15 protein-coding genes are annotated in these 15,822 nt (G+C 58.8%); 2 read left to right on the top strand and 13 right to left on the bottom strand.

All coding sequences use genetic code 11. From position 1 onward, the window contains the following. Positions 1-22: 22 nt before the first annotated feature. Both ACSEXS_RS05535 and ybaK read right to left on the bottom strand, forming a co-directional pair. Positions 23-502 carry an 8-oxo-dGTP diphosphatase gene (locus ACSEXS_RS05535; protein WP_438432163.1) on the bottom strand — a complete coding sequence of 160 codons (480 nt, stop codon included), beginning with the start codon at positions 500-502 and terminating at the stop codon, positions 23-25. Then, positions 502-990 (bottom strand): Cys-tRNA(Pro) deacylase, encoded by a 489-nt coding sequence (gene ybaK / locus ACSEXS_RS05530; RefSeq protein WP_438432162.1) that lies wholly within the window; start codon positions 988-990, stop codon positions 502-504. Before ybaK ends, ACSEXS_RS05535 begins: the two co-directional genes overlap by 1 nt. A 234-nt stretch (positions 991-1,224) precedes the next feature. Here ybaK and ACSEXS_RS05525 point away from each other — a divergent pair, with 234 nt between their 5' ends. Together ACSEXS_RS05525 and ACSEXS_RS05520 are read left to right on the top strand one after the other, a co-directional pair. Beyond that, entirely contained in the window at positions 1,225-2,148 is a 924-nt protein-coding gene (locus ACSEXS_RS05525; protein WP_438432161.1) for a DNA-3-methyladenine glycosylase 2, read from the top strand. A gap of 70 nt (positions 2,149-2,218) precedes the next feature. Next, positions 2,219-3,115 carry a DUF1848 domain-containing protein gene (locus tag ACSEXS_RS05520; protein WP_438432160.1) on the top strand — a complete coding sequence of 299 codons (897 nt, stop codon included), beginning with the start codon at positions 2,219-2,221 and terminating at the stop codon, positions 3,113-3,115. Here ACSEXS_RS05520 and ACSEXS_RS05515 read toward each other — a convergent pair. From ACSEXS_RS05515 to ACSEXS_RS05465, 11 genes are all read right to left on the bottom strand, one after another. Beyond that, positions 3,099-3,782, bottom strand: a complete 684-nt coding sequence (locus ACSEXS_RS05515) for a methylated-DNA--[protein]-cysteine S-methyltransferase (protein ID WP_438432159.1) — start codon at positions 3,780-3,782, stop codon at positions 3,099-3,101. The two genes, ACSEXS_RS05520 and ACSEXS_RS05515, sit on opposite strands and share 17 nt — an antisense overlap. Continuing rightward, positions 3,779-4,426, bottom strand: coding sequence for a bifunctional transcriptional activator/DNA repair enzyme AdaA (locus ACSEXS_RS05510; RefSeq protein ID WP_438432158.1), 648 nt, complete (start codon positions 4,424-4,426; stop codon positions 3,779-3,781). The genes ACSEXS_RS05515 and ACSEXS_RS05510 overlap by 4 nt, the downstream gene beginning before the upstream one ends. A gap of 122 nt (positions 4,427-4,548) precedes the next feature. Next, on the bottom strand, positions 4,549-5,739 hold the full coding sequence (locus tag ACSEXS_RS05505; RefSeq protein WP_438432157.1) for an ABC transporter ATP-binding protein: 1,191 nt from the start codon (positions 5,737-5,739) through the stop codon (positions 4,549-4,551). 9 nt (positions 5,740-5,748) lie between these two features. Beyond that, a complete protein-coding gene (locus tag ACSEXS_RS05500) occupies positions 5,749-6,333 on the bottom strand; it encodes a hypothetical protein (protein WP_438432156.1) in 585 nt (194 codons plus the stop codon). After that, entirely contained in the window at positions 6,330-8,108 is a 1,779-nt protein-coding gene (locus ACSEXS_RS05495; RefSeq protein ID WP_438432155.1) for an ABC transporter ATP-binding protein, read from the bottom strand. Before ACSEXS_RS05495 ends, ACSEXS_RS05500 begins: the two co-directional genes overlap by 4 nt. 219 nt (positions 8,109-8,327) lie before the next feature. After that, positions 8,328-10,199 (bottom strand): LTA synthase family protein, encoded by a 1,872-nt coding sequence (locus tag ACSEXS_RS05490; protein ID WP_438432154.1) that lies wholly within the window; start codon positions 10,197-10,199, stop codon positions 8,328-8,330. 104 nt (positions 10,200-10,303) lie between these two features. Next, on the bottom strand, positions 10,304-10,591 hold the full coding sequence (locus tag ACSEXS_RS05485) for a hypothetical protein (RefSeq protein WP_438432153.1): 288 nt from the start codon (positions 10,589-10,591) through the stop codon (positions 10,304-10,306). A gap of 168 nt (positions 10,592-10,759) precedes the next feature. After that, complete coding sequence (locus tag ACSEXS_RS05480) at positions 10,760-11,332, bottom strand: histidine phosphatase family protein (protein WP_438432152.1); 573 nt, start codon at positions 11,330-11,332, stop codon at positions 10,760-10,762. After that, a complete protein-coding gene (locus ACSEXS_RS05475) occupies positions 11,329-12,093 on the bottom strand; it encodes a metallophosphoesterase family protein (RefSeq protein WP_438433095.1) in 765 nt (254 codons plus the stop codon). The genes ACSEXS_RS05480 and ACSEXS_RS05475 overlap by 4 nt, the downstream gene beginning before the upstream one ends. Positions 12,094-12,268: 175 nt before the next feature. Beyond that, positions 12,269-14,101: an alpha-keto acid decarboxylase family protein gene (locus ACSEXS_RS05470; protein ID WP_438433094.1), complete on the bottom strand. Its 1,833-nt coding sequence runs from the start codon at positions 14,099-14,101 to the stop codon at positions 12,269-12,271. 234 nt (positions 14,102-14,335) lie between these two features. After that, positions 14,336-15,691, bottom strand: coding sequence for an MATE family efflux transporter (locus ACSEXS_RS05465; protein ID WP_438432151.1), 1,356 nt, complete (start codon positions 15,689-15,691; stop codon positions 14,336-14,338). Positions 15,692-15,822 lie beyond the last annotated feature (131 nt).

Below are 15,822 nucleotides of genomic sequence, written 5' to 3'. Positions count from 1 at the left end.
CCTTTTCTCTCCCCTCTCGGGGTTATTGTCTGCGGACTTCCTCCCAGACCCGCTCCGGGTCCAGCCGGTTCATGTGGGTTTCAAACGTTCCCGCCTCGAAAAACAGCGGGATGCGCCGGCGGAAGTTGTCCTGCATGTCCACCTCGTTCAGCCGCGAGAGAGGAACCCACCGGGGAACCCCTTCTCGGCTTGCGGTCAACAGCTCGCCGGAGAACTCGCGGGTAAAGTAGTTAAAGATCATGTACCGCTCGCCGCCCGGATTGATAAATTCCGCCAGCCCCTTGAAGACGAGCCCCCGTACGGTCAGTCCCGTCTCCTCCTTCACCTCGCGGATGGCCCCCTCCAAGGGGCTTTCCGGATAATCGACGCGCCCGCCCGGCGCGATAAAACCCTGGAACGCGTCATGCCGCCGGTCCAGCAGCAAAATGCGGTCGCCGTCCGCAATCATGCAGACCGTATACAGCTTGACCGTCTCGGAAGCGCTTCGCTTCGCCGTCTCCATCAACCCTGTTCCTCCTCTTTCGCCAGCGGGGCAAACCGGGCCGAGATCAGCCCGGCTAGCTCACCTGCAGCGAGCTCCATCTGCAGGCCAACCCGTCCACCGCTGACCGCGATCCGGAACAACGCTTCCGCGCTCGAATCGATGAAGGTCGGATACAGCTTCTTCATGCCAACCGGTGAGCAACCGCCGCGGATATAGCCGGTATGCTTTTGCAGATCCTTCAGCGGGAGCATGTCGATGCTCTTCTCTCCCGCGGCTTTGGCCGCTTTTTTCAGATCAAGCTCGGAAGCGACCGGAATGACAAATATGTAGAGGGCGCTGCCGTGATGGGCGACCAAGGTCTTGAATACCCGATCGACCGGCAGGCCGATCTTCTCGGCGACGGCGGTGCCGTGAATCTGACCGTCGTTCGGATCGTATGCGTGCGTCCGGTAGTCCACCCCGGCCTTGTCCAGAATTCGCATGGCATTGGTCTTGCTCTCGCTCAAGGGAACTCGCCATCCTTTTATCGGGTTATTGGCATTATATCCCTCCAGCTCTGCGTTGTGAAGCCCGACATCGCGGAACGGATGCCCGCAAACGGAATGTGCCTGCAAGCGGAATGTACCCGCAAGCGGAACATGTGCCCGTTAGCGGAACGAAAGAGCAAGATCACGGGAGGCAGACCAAGCGAATTTGTGGTACAACGGTAAGAGACCCGACACGAAAAGAGGAGGATGGCTATGCCTGCGAGGCTGAGAATCATCGAAGCGCCGGAACCGTTTCGCTTCGCTCCCAATCTGGCCTATCTGGCGGCGGCTCCGAACGAATGCCTCTACCGTATCCGCGAGAGCCGGCTGTTCAAGGCGCTGTATTTGCCGGACGGCTCGGGCGCTGAGATGCCGGCTCTCTTGGAGCTTGCGGCGCACGGAGAGCGGTCGCTCGCCCTGCGTCTTCGAAACGGCGCCGGCGAAGCCGAAGAGTCGCCGGAACGGCTGGAGGCGGCCGAAGCCTATGTTCGGGACTGGTTCGATCTGGACTTGGACCTGGCTCCCTTCTATGCGCTGGCGGAAGCGGACCCGCTGCTCCGGGGAGCGGTCGAAGCCCATTACGGGCTGAGGCTGATCGGCATCTCCGATCTGTTCGAGGCGGTCAGTTGGGGGATTATCGGGCAGCAGATCAATCTGGCGTTTGCCCATACGCTGAAGCGGAGGCTGGTGGAAGCTTACGGGGAGTTTATCGAAGCGAACGGCGAGCGTTACTGGCTGTTTCCGTCCGCGGAGCGGATCGCCGAGCTATCGCCGTCCGCGCTGCAGGAGCTGCAGATGACCGGCCGCAAGAGCGAATACCTGATCGGCGTGGCTCGGCTGATCGCGGACGGGCAGCTCTCCAAGCAAGCTCTCGCGCAAGCGAAGACCGCCGAGGAAGCCGAACGGAGGCTGACGGCTATCCGCGGCATCGGGCCGTGGACCGCCCATTATGTATTGATGCGCTGCCTGCGCCTGCCGACGGCCTTTCCGGCCGACGATGTCGGGCTGCAGAACGCCGTCCGGCTGTTGACCGGCATGGACCGCAAGCCGACGCGCGAAGAGCTGCGGCAGCTTGCCGCCGCCTGGAGCGGCTGGGAATCGTATGCGACCTTTTATTTATGGAGGACCTTATATTGAACCGCTCTTTCGTCAACCGCAGCTCCGTCTCCCCCGCTTACTGCACGGCCATTGAACCGGGAGGTGCCCGATGATCGTCAGCGTCAGCCGCCGAACCGATATTCCCGCTCTTTACGGCGAGTGGTTTCGGAATCGAATCCGCGAAGGGTACGCCCTCGTGCGCAATCCGATGAACCGCCGCCAGCTCGGCCGCATCCGGCTCACGCCGGACGCCGTGGACGCCTTCGTCTTCTGGACGAAGAATCCGCGGCCCTTCCTGGACACGGTGCCGCTTCTGGAGCGCTATCCGTCCTATTATCAAGTGACGATTACCCCTTACGGGCGCGAGGTGGAACAGAACGTTCCGGCCCCTGCGGAGACGGTCGAGGCTTTCATCCGGCTGGCCAAGCTGATCGGTCGGGACCGCACGGTCTGGCGGTACGATCCAATCCTGTTCAGCGACTGCTACACAGCCGATTTCCACCGCCGTGCGTTCCGCGAGCTGGCCCAAGAGCTTCATCCGCACACCGGGAAGGTGATGGTCAGCTTCTTGGACGAGTACGCCAAGACCAAGCGCAACATGAAGGGTCTGGACTACCGCCAGCCTACGCCAGAGGAACGGCGCGGGCTGGCGGCCGCCCTGGCCGAGACGGCGGCGGAATTCGGCCTGGCGATCAGCGCCTGCTCGGAGCCGGAGGATTACTCCGGCTGCGGGGTGCCGGCCGGCAGCTGCATCGACGCGCCGCTGCTCGGCCGGCTCCTTGGGCGGGAGCTGTCCGCCGCCCGAGACCGCAACCAGCGGACGGGCTGCCTCTGCCTCCCGTCCGTCGATCTCGGCGCGTACGACACCTGTACGCACCGCTGCCTGTACTGCTACGCCAACGCGAGCCCCGGCGCAGCGGAGCGAAACCGGTCCGTCCACGATCCGGCCTCCCCCTTCCTCCTCGGGAACCTGGAGGAAGGAGACCGGATCACGGACCGGAACTGACCGCGGGGGCTGCCGCGCCCCCCGCATACCCGCTCGCGCTGTCAAGGCCGCAGCCCTCCAGCGCGAGCAGCATCGCCTTCATCTCGAGCCCTCCCCGGAAGCCGGTGAGGGCTCCGCTTTTGCCGAGCACCCGGTGGCAGGGAATGACGATCTGCAGCGGGTTCGCGCCGATCGCCGTTCCGACGGCGCGTACCGCGGCCGGCCGCCCAATGCGCTCGGCAATGGCGGAATAGGTGCGGCTCTCTCCGTAGGGAATCTCCGTCAAAGCGCGCCAGACCTGTTGCTGGAACGCGGTTCCGGTCACATCGAGCGGCAGCTCGAACCGCTCGGCTTCTCCCCGCAGATAACGCCCCATTTGTTCGGCATAGAGGCGCAGCCGCTCGTCTTGCCGCTGCAGCACCGCCCCCGGAATGCGGCGGCTCACCCACGTTTCCAGCTCGTCCAGCGAGCGGCCCCGGGAGCCTACATACAACAGGCCCTTGTCCGTGGCGGCGAGATGGAGCCCCCACTCCGAATCGGGCAGTTTCGTCCAGTAGATGACTCGCGGGGCAGCGTGCTGCCTGTCCGGCAGAGGGCTCCGGAGCTGGCCGTCTGCACCTTCTCTGTCTGGTTTCTGTCCGGCCACTCCGTCCGCCATACCCTTTCCGTCCGGTTGGTATTCGTTCATCTAGTTTCCTCTCCTTTCGATGCTTCCGTTTCGTCCGGTTTCGCGCCTACGCTTGCCCGATACTCGCTCGGGCTTAGTCCCTTCTCCCGCTTAAAGCGTGCGGCAAAGGTCGCCGCGTTCGCGTATCCAGCCCGCGCTCCGATCTCGGCGACCGACGCGTCCGTCCGCCGCAGCTCGCTCATCGCCCGCTCCAGCCGGCAGCTCTGCAGGTAATCCGCCGGAGTCACGCCTTCCACCCGCTTAAAGGTGCGATGGAGGTGATAGGGACTGCCGAGGCAGGCCGTCGCGATCGCCGCAAGCGACAGCGGTTCGTGGCAATGGCTGCGGATGAAGCCCTTGATCTCCTCCACCCACTCGCGGTCCGGCAGCCGTTCCCGCTCAGGCTTGCATCGCTTGCATGGCCGGAAGCCGCTCCGCTCGGCCTCCTCCGCGCTGCGGAAGATCCGAACGTTGTTGCGCAGCGGCGGCTTGGAGGCGCAGGAAGGCCGGCAGTAGATTCCCGTGGACTCCACCGCGTAGAGGAATCGTCCGTTCCAAGCGGCATTGTTCGTCCGAATCGCGTCCCACTGCGCATCGTCGGCCGGCTCTCCCGCAAGCCGGTCTGCCCGGGTCGAGTCGGTTCTCGTTGTCCGCATCGAGGTCATGCCGATCCCTCCTTTCGCTCTCAGTATAACCCGGATATGCCGCCCCTGTCCGGCTTCCGGAATGAATGAGCAAGATCGCGACAGACTGGGCCGCGAAGCGAAAGTTTAGCTATTCCGGTCTGTCATGCATACCATTGTTGTTGAGCGGTAAACAATCGATAATAGGCTTCGCCCCTTTTCATAAGTTGCTCGTGGGTTCCGACTTCCGCCACTTCTCCCTTTTTCATGACAATGATTTTATCGACGAATTGGCATAGTCCAACCCGATGAGAGATCATGATTGCCGTCTTATCCTTGGCGATCTTTATGAAATTGGATAAGATTTCGGTTTCGATTAAAGGATCCAAAGCGGAGGTAGGCTCATCCAGAAGCACAAATTCGCTCGGTTTAAGCAACGCTCTGGCAATCGCAAGCTTCTGCCACTGTCCTCCCGATAATTCGGCTCCTCCAAATTCTTTTCCCAACGGAGTGTCGATTCCGCCCAATTCGCAAATGGCTTCTTTTAGCCCAAGCCGGTCAAGGACTTCGTGGATATCCGAATCGCGTTTCCTCCCGGATAGATCACCCAAAGCTACACTTTCACGAAGGGAGAAATGATAAGGGACAATCTGTTGGGAGATGGCGGAGACCGAGCGGTATAACGCCTCTTTATCCAACTCCTTCAAATTTGTTCCATCGTAGGTAATGCTCCCTTGTTCACAAGGGTACAAACCGATGATTAGCTTGGACAACGTTGTTTTGCCGCTTCCGTTTTCTCCGACAATCGCAATTTTTTCTCCTTTGTTTATCGTAAAGGAAACATGTTTAACTGCCGGATGGCTGGAGTTGGGATAGTGATAGGTAACGGCGTCAAGTTTGATTTTATGGGTTAGCCCGCCATAAGGAAGGCCTCCCTTCTTCTCTTCAGGACGCTCCAAGAACGTAAAGTAATCCTCTGCAAAAGCCATACGCTCCGGAAGCTTCCCGATATCCGTGAATAACGATTTCATTTGGTCTTGAATGGAAGCGAATGCAAGAATGCAGGTACCGAACGCCCCAATGCTTACCTCTCCATGGACGGTCAAGAGGAAGGAGAACAGCAGACTTCCCGCATATCCTCCAATCTTTATGAACTCGCACAGCATAAGACTGAGGTGATCCCTTTTGGCAAAACTCCACTGTTCTTCCTGAACGGCTCCCCGAATGACATCCCATTTATCGGTGATATACCTTTCAAAGCCATATGTGCGCATTTCCTTTACGGTTTTACGGTTGTTAAATAGTCCCCAGAGATAGCTCATGGTGCGATGTTTTTTGGCTTGAAACCATTTCAACTGATAGAACTATTTCCCTCTGATGATACGGGCGATAAAGAAGGGTAGCACGCTAAGCATGGATATGGGGATAAACCAAATCGAAAAGCCAGCAAGAATCAAAGCAATTCCTATAACACTGGCCATGCTGGAAGCGATCCCTAAGGTCATCATAAAAATCTGGGGAATGATCTCCCGGGACACACAATCTTGGGCTCGTCTGATTTCATCCAGGGTCTCTGCCTTCTCGAACTCCATCATTTCGAGTTTCGATGCTTTTTCCGCAAGAAACCGATTGAAATAATGGGATACTTTTTCATAAATCCCCGTGTTAATGCAGACGCTGGAAAGCGCATTAAGAGTGGTTTTCAGGACATAGAGCATGGCAAAAGCAAGCCCCAACCCCATTACGATGGATTTGTCCGTTTCCGAAGGGAGTTGCGCGTAGCGGTACACCTGATCAAACAAGCTGGAGGTAATAAATGTGCTTGCCCCCGGGATTACAGCAAAAGCAACATAAGTTAAAATGGTAACTGCACTCGAATAAGGAACGGTTTTGATCACTTGAGAAAAAATCTTTCGAGTGATTTTTGTCGGTTTCCTTCCAGTCGTCATGAGGATTTCGCATCCTTTGTATACCAGACTGCTTGCGTCTTATACATGCTTGCATACAGGGTATCCTGTTGCATCAACTCATGGTGACTTCCTGACTCGGCTACTTTCCCGTCCGCAAGCACGATAATTTTATCCGCCAACCTGGCGCTTGCCAGGCGATGGGATATCATGATGGACCCTTTATTCTTCATGACTTCCAAAAAGCTTTCGTACATTCGGCTTTCGGCCACCGGGTCAAGAGCCGCGGTCGGTTCATCCAGGACAAGAAAGGCGGCATTCGCTATACAGGCCCGGGCAATGGCAATCCTTTGCCACTGACCGCCTGATAGATCGATGCCGTTCTCTTCCAGCTTCCCTAAAGGCACATCCAGATTTCCCTGGACAACTTCCAAAATTTCATCGCCCAACCCTTGTTTAAGGGCCTCGTTCAAATCCTCATCTCGCTGCAATTTCTCCAGGTTCCCGAGGGCGATATTCTCACGGAGCGTCAGGCTGTAGGGGGCATAATCCTGAAACACCACTGAAATGACTTCTCGGATTTGATCTCGGGTCAGTTCGCCAAGAGGAATCCCATCTATCGTGATCGTTCCTTCATCCGGGGAGTACAAGTTGCACAGCAGCTTGATCAGGGTCGATTTCCCCGAACCGTTTTCTCCGACGATCGCTACGTTTTCGTTCTCCTTAATTTCAAAACTGACTCCCTTGAGAACGGCTTTGGTGGAATTCGGATAGCGAAAGGTCACATTCGTAAAACAAATTTTGGACCCCTTTACTTCCCGGGTCTTCTCCTTCGTCTTCGTTTCGGGAAAAGCTATGAACTTGTTGTAGTGGTGCATGTCTATGGAATGATAGGACAGCCTGGTAAAGCCGTCGGATAATTGATGGGAAAGAGATAATATTTTATCTATGGAACCAAATAGTGCGATGAATAAGCCCGCAGTCAGATGGCCCCTAAACAGCAAATGCAGGAGTAAGATCGTCACAAAGAGGGACCACAACATCATCAGTCCATTGCTTATAAAAAACAGTTTCTGGGATTTGAGGGTAATGGCCATTCTTTCCGATAACACCTTTTTGGCTATTGTGTTCCATTTTGAAATCAAAAAATCAATCGCTTGAAATAGCTTAAAATCATACAACGAATCTTTATTCGTAAGCAATCCCTCCATATAGGTTAGCTTTCTCTCCTCCATGGATTGGCTATTGAACATCGTATTCATCAGCTGAACCGATTTGATATTGATCCGTACCATGGTCGGAAGAATCAAAAGAAACCCTATACAAAACCAGAAGGAAGCCTTCATAAAAACCAGGGAAGTGCCAATCAAGGCGATCAGCACAAAAAGGAGATGGATGGAGATCATAAATACATTTTTCATTTTCTCGTGAAAGTCTTCGCCGATTCGAGATATCGTATTCTGGCAATTTGGATCTTCAAAACAACCATACTCCAGCTTTTTGAATTTACGAACAAGCGTAGGTGTAAAGTGACTTAAAAGATGTTTGTTCAAAACACCATCAACCAAGCTGTTCCAATATCCGATTGACGAGGAAAGAAGAGCAGCTGCTCCCAGAAGGAACAGATAGGGGAGAACCGTGGAAAAGCCGGCTTCCCTTTTCATATAAAGGGAGATGCCGTCGATTAGTTTTTGCAGCAGGATCAGAGTAAGCGGCGTAACCATCGCGGAAACCATCATCACAACGATATGACAAATGGAAGCCCGTTTCGCATAGCGGAACATGATTTGGATGGAGGTTAAGGAATTTCGAATCATTTGGGTAGCCTCATTGATTTCTAAAGAGATGATGGAGAGGGGGATTCTGTCCTATGTACTTCTCTTATTTTAGTACGGGAAACAGGTATTCCCATAATGTAAAACCATTATTTCTGGTCGAATACGATTATTTTTTGCAGCAACTGAATGAAAATAAAAAAGATGATTCCCGTTTCGCACAGGAATCATCTTTAATTGCTACTACCGGCGCCCGGCGCCTTACTCGGCGTCGGTTCGATCGGGAAGCTGGGCGATATAGCTGTCGGAATAGTCCAGCAGGCTGAGCGTCCGGTTGAACTCCTCCAGCGAAACGCGGCCGCTGTCTGCCGCTGATCCGGCGAACGGATACGGCGTTCCGTCCTCGTAACCCGCGCCGGGGACGAAGATGCCCGTATCCGAGACCACGGAGCCTCTCGGCAGGAAGTGACGCATCGGCAGCAGGCTGGGCGTCGAACCGGCGTTCAGCAGGTCGGTGCCGAAATGAATCTGGTTGTCGATCGGTGCGCCGGTCAGGTTGGCGATGGTCGGCAGCAGGTCGATCTGTCCCCCGGTCTTCGGCTGAACGGCCGGGTACGTGATGCCGGGAGCGTGCAGAATCAGCGGGATGTTGAACATGTCCTTGTAATCGTACGGGTGGCCAAGCATCTCTTCCAAGGACGATTTTTCCGCCTTGGAGAGCGCATAGACCGGCAGGCCCTGATGGTCTCCGTAGAGAATGACGACGCTGTTGTCCCAAAGGCCCGAGCTTTTCAACTGCCCGATGAAGCCGCCGAGCGCGCGGTCGGCGTAGTTCTGCGCTTCCAGGTACCGTCCGGCCAGCGTATCGTTCAGCTTTTTCGGGATATCGAGCGTTACCTTTTCGCGGGGGATGTTGTAGGGGTGATGCGAGCTCATCGAGATGACCTGGGCATAAAACGGCTGCCCCGCATCCTCCATGCGAATCAATTGCTCCGCCGTCTTCTTGTACAAGACTTCATCGGAAGCGCCGAAGGCGATATGATCCTCGTCGCCGAAGTAGCTGTGATCGAAATACTTTTCCCAGCCCAGCGCTTGATAGAGCTCCTTGCGGTTCCAGAACTGGACATCGTTGGTGTGGAAGGTTGCGGTGGTATAGCCGTTTTGCTGCATCAGCTTGGGCAGGCTGGGCAATACCTTGTTGACGTCGTTTTGGGTGGCCGGTTCGTGCTCCGGAACATAGAGCGAGGTATTGACGGTGAACTCGGCGTCCGACGTCGTACCCTGCCCGACCATGGTATAGAAGTGATTGTAATAGAAGTCTCCGGCGGCCAACCGGTTCATGGTCGGCGTCACCTCGACGCCGTTCACCTTGAGCCCGATCAGGAACGACTGGAAGGACTCCATCTGAATGACGATGACGTTCTTGCCCTTCTCGGCTCCCCGGTACTGCGGAGTTTGCGGCGGAACGATTCCCTTCAGCTTGTCGATGGCGGCCTGGGTGATCTCCTTGGAGTCGATCAGCTGCGCTTTTTGCGTGCTGTCGCTGAGGAGCGTGAACACCTCGTAATTCATGATTCCCATTTCCTCGGCTTGCTCGGTTTCGTTCATGCTGGCCCGATTCGGCCAGACGTTCAGCATGCAGAGGGCGATCGAGACCGCGAGGATGCCCCGGAGAGCCGCCTTGCGGTAAGGCTTCAGGCGAAGCTGCGGCGCCCGGGTTCCCTTGCTGCGATACAGGACGAGCAGCACCAGCAGGATGATGATATCGACGAACATGAGCAGGTACTGCGGCTGGAGCAGCGAGTAGGTGCTTTCCTTGACCTTGGTGATCTTGTCGGCCTGGCTGATGGCATGGTACGTAACGATGATGCCGTAATACTTGTAATACATCAGCACGGTGAAATAGAGCGCCGTAAAGATCAGATTCGCGATGACATAATAAAGAAGCTGGCGTTTTCGGGCGAAGATCTCAATCAGGCAAAACACCGCGCAAAAAAACGGTATTTCCGTAAGCGCCATCCGAAGATTGGCCCCGCCTCCGAAAACCACCAGCCAGGCCAGGCTGCTCTTGAGCAGCAGCACCAGCGTGAACAGGACAAACCTCCGACTCAGGAGTTTGTTGACGGTGTTCATGATCCCGATTCTTCTTTCTATAGTGGGATAAAAGAATATGCCCCCAGGGGCGAGCGAAACGACTTTATCTATCTTATTAACCGGACGATCCCGCCGTCAACCCGTCAATTATCCGATTCCGCTCCCTCTCCTTCTCCTTTAACCGGTTCTGCCGAAGAGCCATCCTCTTCCTTAACGCTATGCCGGTTTTTCTCTGGAATGCTCTTGGATTCAAAGGATTGGATCGGAACCGGCGCAAAAAAGCTCCAGGTCTCCAAGGCGGGATCGCGGACCGTCCGCTCGGCATCCGATTCTTCGGCAAAAGACGACTCCCTTCCCTCAGAGGACGGCAGCGGAACCTGTCCTTCGTCCGAGAGCCCGAGCTTATCCTTGATCCGGTCCAAATCCCGCAAAATTCGCCCCGTCCTCGCAAACGTGCCGCATACCAATAGAAACATAATAAGAAATAGACCGACCGGTATCAGAAAAAGCATCCTTCTAAAACTCCTCTCTCTTATAAAAGACCCCGTGAACCGGCACTTGGTTGCAGGTTCACGGGGTCTTTCGGCGGTGGTCTTCGGTCAGCCCGACAGGCGCTCGGTCTCCTCGATGCGAAGCAGCGCCTCTCCTTCGAATTCCAACCGCAGGACGTAGGGCATCCGGTCGGCCATGCGGCTAAAGCCCTCATAACCGAAGCCCGGATCGTAATGATGAAGGACCGCAGAGAGCGCGGTGCCGTGCGTGCCGACGGCGACCGTCTCACCACAATGGCGGCGCCGGATGTCGGCGAGAGCCTCCAGGTTCCGCTGTTGAACCTCGTGCAGGCATTCGCCTCCCTCGAGCTTATAGGCGAAGTCCTCCCATTGGCTGCGGGCAAACGCCCGGAAGTCCTCCACCCAAGAGCCGACCCGGCGTTCGCACAGCCGCTCGTCGAGCTGCAGGGGCAAGCCCTTGGCCGCGGCGAGCCCCTGCACCGTCTCCACGGTACGGCGGTAAGGGCTCGAATAAACGGCAACGATCGGAAGCGCCGTCATCGCGGCCGCCAGCTGCCGGGCCGCCTCAAGCCCGTCTTCCGTGAGTGGCCGCCGTTCTTCCTCCCGAACGGACGTATCGGAACGGGCATGGCGAATCAGATAGAGCGTCGTGGGCTTCAAGAAAGGGCCTCTCCCTTCGGCTCCGGCGCTGGGGGCAGTCCCCGGTATCGGGCGGTTCGAAGTTCCCGGACATACGGCTCGAGCGAGGGCATGCCCGATTCCTCGGCCAGCCGCACGGCTTCTTCGATGTCATACGGAACGCGGACGAATTGCAGCCCGAACGGAGCGGGTTCTTCGCTCCCGTAGTCGCCTTCCGCAATCACGTAGGAAGCCTTGGTTTGGTCCAGGGGATTGCCGACGCTGCCCGTGTTGAACAAGGTGCCGCCACCCGGCAGCTGTTGGAGATAAGCCTGATGAATATCCCCGTACCCCGCCACGTTCGAGACGGCGGAAAGCTCGCCGTAAGGCGAAGCTTCCAGCAGCGACAGGCGTCTGTCCAGCGAATCCCACGGCTGGATTCGCTCGTTGAAGCTGCGCGGAGAGGCATGGAACAGCCGGATCAGCCGCCCGCTCATGAAGAACTCGATCAGGAATGGCAGGGTCCGCAGGTAAGCGAGCCGCTCCTCCCCGAGCACGGCACGGTGCCAGAGCACCGTAGGGGCTTCGCTCGTCCGGGAGACGAAGTCATCCCAGTTCCCGCAGACCGTCCGTTCGCAGCTCGCCCGCACGAGATCGACGGTGCGGTCGGAATCCGGCCCCTTCCCGACCAGATCGCCCAGGCAGAAGATTCGCGAGATTCCCCGCCTGCCGATGTCGGCGAGCACCGCTTCCAAGGCGGGCACGTTGCCGTGCAGATCCGAGATTACCGCAATGCGTTCGATGGCTCATCCCTCCCGGTCGTCTACAATAATATTCCAAAGTATACCACCCCCGGGGAGAGAGCGTCACCCCAATCTTCCCGGCGCGGCAGCTTGGAAGGTCTTCACCGCTCCCCTTCGCGACACAAGGACTCCTCCCCAGGGGTCGAACCGGCAAAGCGATACCAACCGCAAATCCTCAAGAAGAGAAGCCTTGGCGCTTGCGTTCCTCCAAGTAGCTCCGCAGCTTCCGCATGTAATCGGGGGCGTCCAGCGGATCGTTAACTACAAGCTCGAGCAGGCACAACCGGTGCGAGCACTCCCGTTCCGCCTCCCGGATGGCTTCGTCCAGCTCGCCGGCAGTGGTGGCCCGGGCGACGAATGCGTCGCCGCCAAAGGCTTCCGGCAGCCGGGTGTAGGACCACACCGGCACCCGGTTGTAGCGGGCATCGCTCACGTTCACATTCAAATAATTCTCGATGGTGTAGCTGGCATTGTTCAGCACGAACAGAATCGGGCGGCAGCCGTACGCAAGCATCGAGCTGATTTCCTGCACCGTGAGCTGCAGCGAGCCGTCGCCGGTGAACAGCAGCACCCGGCGCTCGGGCGCGGCCACGCAAGCGCCGAAGGCGGCGGGAGTGGCGTAGCCGATCGCCTGCCAGCCGCCTTCGGCGATATACGTCGCCCCGCGCGGAAGACGGAGCTGGGACATGCCGTAGAAGAAGCTTCCCGTCTCGACGACGAGGATATCTCCCTCCCGCAGCAGCCTTTGCAGGCGCGGGTAATACTGGCCGGCGGTAAGCGGAGCCTGAGGGTGGGCTCCCTCTGCCGGTTCTCCGCCCGGTTCGGAGCCCTCGGCCGCGATCTCCCGCGGGTCTTCGGCCGGCCTGGCCGGCGGGGCCTCGGGAGACAAGGCCGGCGGGGCCTCGGGAGACAAGGCCGGCGGGGCCTCGGGAGGGAAGGCAGCCGAGGCGTCAGTGGACAAGGCAGCCGGGGGCTGGGAGCGGACGCTTCCGGCAAGTGCGGTCAAAAACTCCTCCGCCCGTACGCCGGGAAACTCCGCTTCGGCTACCTTGGCGCAAGTCGGATGCACCTCGATCACCCGGGCCGGGTCGAGCTTCGCCGTGAAATGGGCCAGGTTCGTATCGGCCCAGACCGGGCCGACCGCGACGACGCACCCCGCCCTCTCGACCCGCTCCGCCGTCACCGGAGAACCGAATGCTCCGGCGTAGATGCCGATGAATTGGGGGTGGCTCTCGTCGAAGGCTCCTTTGCCGAGGACGCTGGCAGCGACGGGGAGCCCGAGCGTTTCCGCGAGCCGCCGGACCGGCTCCTGCAGCCGGAAGCGGTCCGTTCCGGCGTCGGCAAGCAGCACGGTCTCCCCTGCCGCCGGGTCCATGAGATGCCGCGCGTGCTCGACGGCAGCCTGCAAAGCGGCCGGGGGCGATGCGGGTGCGGCGGGTGCAACCTGCCCGCGCGGCTGGATCGGGCGGTCCGCCAGATCATGGCAGACCGCGAGGTACACCGGCTGCCGCTGCTCCAGGGCGATCCGGAGCGCAGCGGGAATCTCCACCGCCGCGTTCTCCGGCGTCAGCCAGGCGGTATAGGCCGCGAGCGGTTCATAGACCCGGCGGAACACGTCATAGTTGCCGTCCATCAGCGTGTGATGCATCCGCTTCTTCTCCTGCTTCGCGGCGGCCGGCGGGGCGCCGACGATGTGCACGATCGGCACCTGCTCGCTGCTCGCGCCGGCTATGGCGTTCACGGCGCTCATCTCGCCCACGCCGAAGGTGGTGATGAGCGCCGAAAGCCCTCGAATCCGGGCGTACGCATCGGCGGCATAGCCGGCGTTCAGCTCGTTGCGCCCGCCTACGAAGGCGATGCCCTCACAGCGCTCCAGCTCGTCCAGCAGCGTGAAATTGTAATCCCCCGGAACCCCGAAGACTTCGGTGACGCCGGCCTCCTTCAAGCGATCGAACAGAAAGCGGGCGAGAGCCGGCGCAGCTTCTGTCTGCTCAGGCAACTTCCCCAGCCCGGATCGATGGCTGCCGCCGGATGAAGGAGCCGGAGCGGAACTCCGTGCGTTGGACACGTTCATTTCCTCCTTTGGGCTTTTGCCCCATTCGGTTTCCTCCGTATCCTGTCTATCTCCGCCTGAGGCTATGCGCCGCCTCAGAACCGCCCGCTTCGACTCCGCACACCGCAAAAAAGGAGCCCCTCCGCCCGGCCTCTCGGCCGACCGGATAGGCTCCGATCCGTCCTGCGCTTAGTTGGCCCGGACGAGCCGAACCTCGGACCATGGCGTCCGATAATAGCGGACGAGGAGCACCGTACCCAGGATCAGCAGGTAGAGATAGAGGGAGATCCAGGCTCCGTAGCTTCCCCAACCCAGCCAAATGGTGAACCCGTACGCCATGGGCACGAACAGCAGCCAGCCGGTGACAAGGCCCGCCTTCATCAGGAAGGAGGTGTCGCCCACCCCGCGCAGGCCGCCGGCGAACAGGTTGAACCAGCCGTCGAACAGCTGCAGGTAGGCGGAGATTTGGATCAGGTGGGCGGCGAGCAGCGCCACCTCCCGATCCTCGGGCGAATAGAAGCGGCCGATCTGCTTGGCGAAGACGACCTCGACCGTGCCGAGGAGCAGGATGAACAGCGAGCCGAGCACGGCCGAGTCGGTCCCGTACCGCCGCGCCAGCTTGGGGTTGCCCTTGCCGATCTCCTGGCCGACCAGAATGGTCGCGGTCGAGCCGAAGCCGATCGCCGGCATGAAGCCGAAGGCCATGACGTTCAAGGCGATCTCGTTGGCGGCGAGGGCCGTCTCGCCGAGCCGGACCACCACCATGGTGAAGATCAGCATGGCCGCGCTCATGGAGAATTCCATGAAGCCGAGCTTGCCCGCCTCCTTCGCCATCAGCTTCGCCTCGCGCCCGTCGCGCGGAACGGCGACGGCGGACCGGAACCGCGTGCGCAGCTTCCAGACGAGCAGGATGCCCGCCGCCAGGAAGCCGCTTACCTCGCTGACCAGCACGCCGTAGCCCGCTCCGGCGAGCCCGTATTCGCCGAAGCCCAGCTTGCCGAAGATGAGCGCGTAGGTGACGCCGATCATCACAGCATTGGCGAAGATGGCGATCAGCATCGGCGTGCGGGTGTCGCCGATCGCCCGGAAGAACCCGTAGATGACCGACGTGACGATGCCGAAGGCGAGCGCGAAGAAGCGGATGCGCAGATACCCCGCTCCCTGCTGCGACATCTCCGCCGAGCCCCCCATCAAGCGAATGAGATCGCCGGAGAAGTATCCGAGCACGAAGACCAATAGCCCCATCGCTGCTGAGATACCGACCGCAATGAAGGTGCGCTCGACGCCTTTTTTCATGTCGCCTTCGCCGTAATTTTGCGAGACCAGGTAATTCACCGTATGGCCGAGGCCGGAGAACAGCGCCCAGGCGTTATAGATGATGACGTTGGCCAGGCCGACGATGGCGATGACGACCGCGCCCAGCTTGCCGACCATGATCAGGCTGGCCGTCCCGGATACCGTCTGCGTGGCGAACGAGATGACCGACGGAAGCGCGAGCAGCAGCACCAGCTTCCAATTTTTTGTCCATTCCTTAAGCTTTCCCATTTACCCTCCGCAAGTTGACCTATGATGTAAGATTGCCGTCTTTTATTCTACCGAAACGTTTCTCTTTCCGCCAGAGGGACAGCGGTTTTTTGCCTTTGCCCCCACAGGAAATGGCTCCCTTGACCGCAGCC

This window comes from Gorillibacterium terrae (genome assembly GCF_051594785.1).
Classification (GTDB): domain Bacteria; phylum Bacillota; class Bacilli; order Paenibacillales; family NBRC-103111; genus Gorillibacterium.
This window is presented reverse-complemented; position numbering and strand designations above follow the sequence as displayed.

Coding starts and splice junctions, on each gene's coding strand:
- ACSEXS_RS05535 (WP_438432163.1), bottom strand. CDS start 502: ATGGAGACGGCGAAGCGAAGCGCTTCCGAGACGGTCAAGCTGTATACG.
- ACSEXS_RS05525 (WP_438432161.1), top strand. CDS start 1,225: ATGCCTGCGAGGCTGAGAATCATCGAAGCGCCGGAACCGTTTCGCTTC.
- ACSEXS_RS05520 (WP_438432160.1), top strand. CDS start 2,219: ATGATCGTCAGCGTCAGCCGCCGAACCGATATTCCCGCTCTTTACGGC.
- ACSEXS_RS05515 (WP_438432159.1), bottom strand. CDS start 3,782: ATGAACGAATACCAACCGGACGGAAAGGGTATGGCGGACGGAGTGGCC.
- ACSEXS_RS05510 (WP_438432158.1), bottom strand. CDS start 4,426: ATGACCTCGATGCGGACAACGAGAACCGACTCGACCCGGGCAGACCGG.
- ACSEXS_RS05500 (WP_438432156.1), bottom strand. CDS start 6,333: ATGACGACTGGAAGGAAACCGACAAAAATCACTCGAAAGATTTTTTCT.
- ACSEXS_RS05495 (WP_438432155.1), bottom strand. CDS start 8,108: ATGATTCGAAATTCCTTAACCTCCATCCAAATCATGTTCCGCTATGCG.
- ACSEXS_RS05490 (WP_438432154.1), bottom strand. CDS start 10,199: ATGAACACCGTCAACAAACTCCTGAGTCGGAGGTTTGTCCTGTTCACG.
- ACSEXS_RS05465 (WP_438432151.1), bottom strand. CDS start 15,691: ATGGGAAAGCTTAAGGAATGGACAAAAAATTGGAAGCTGGTGCTGCTG.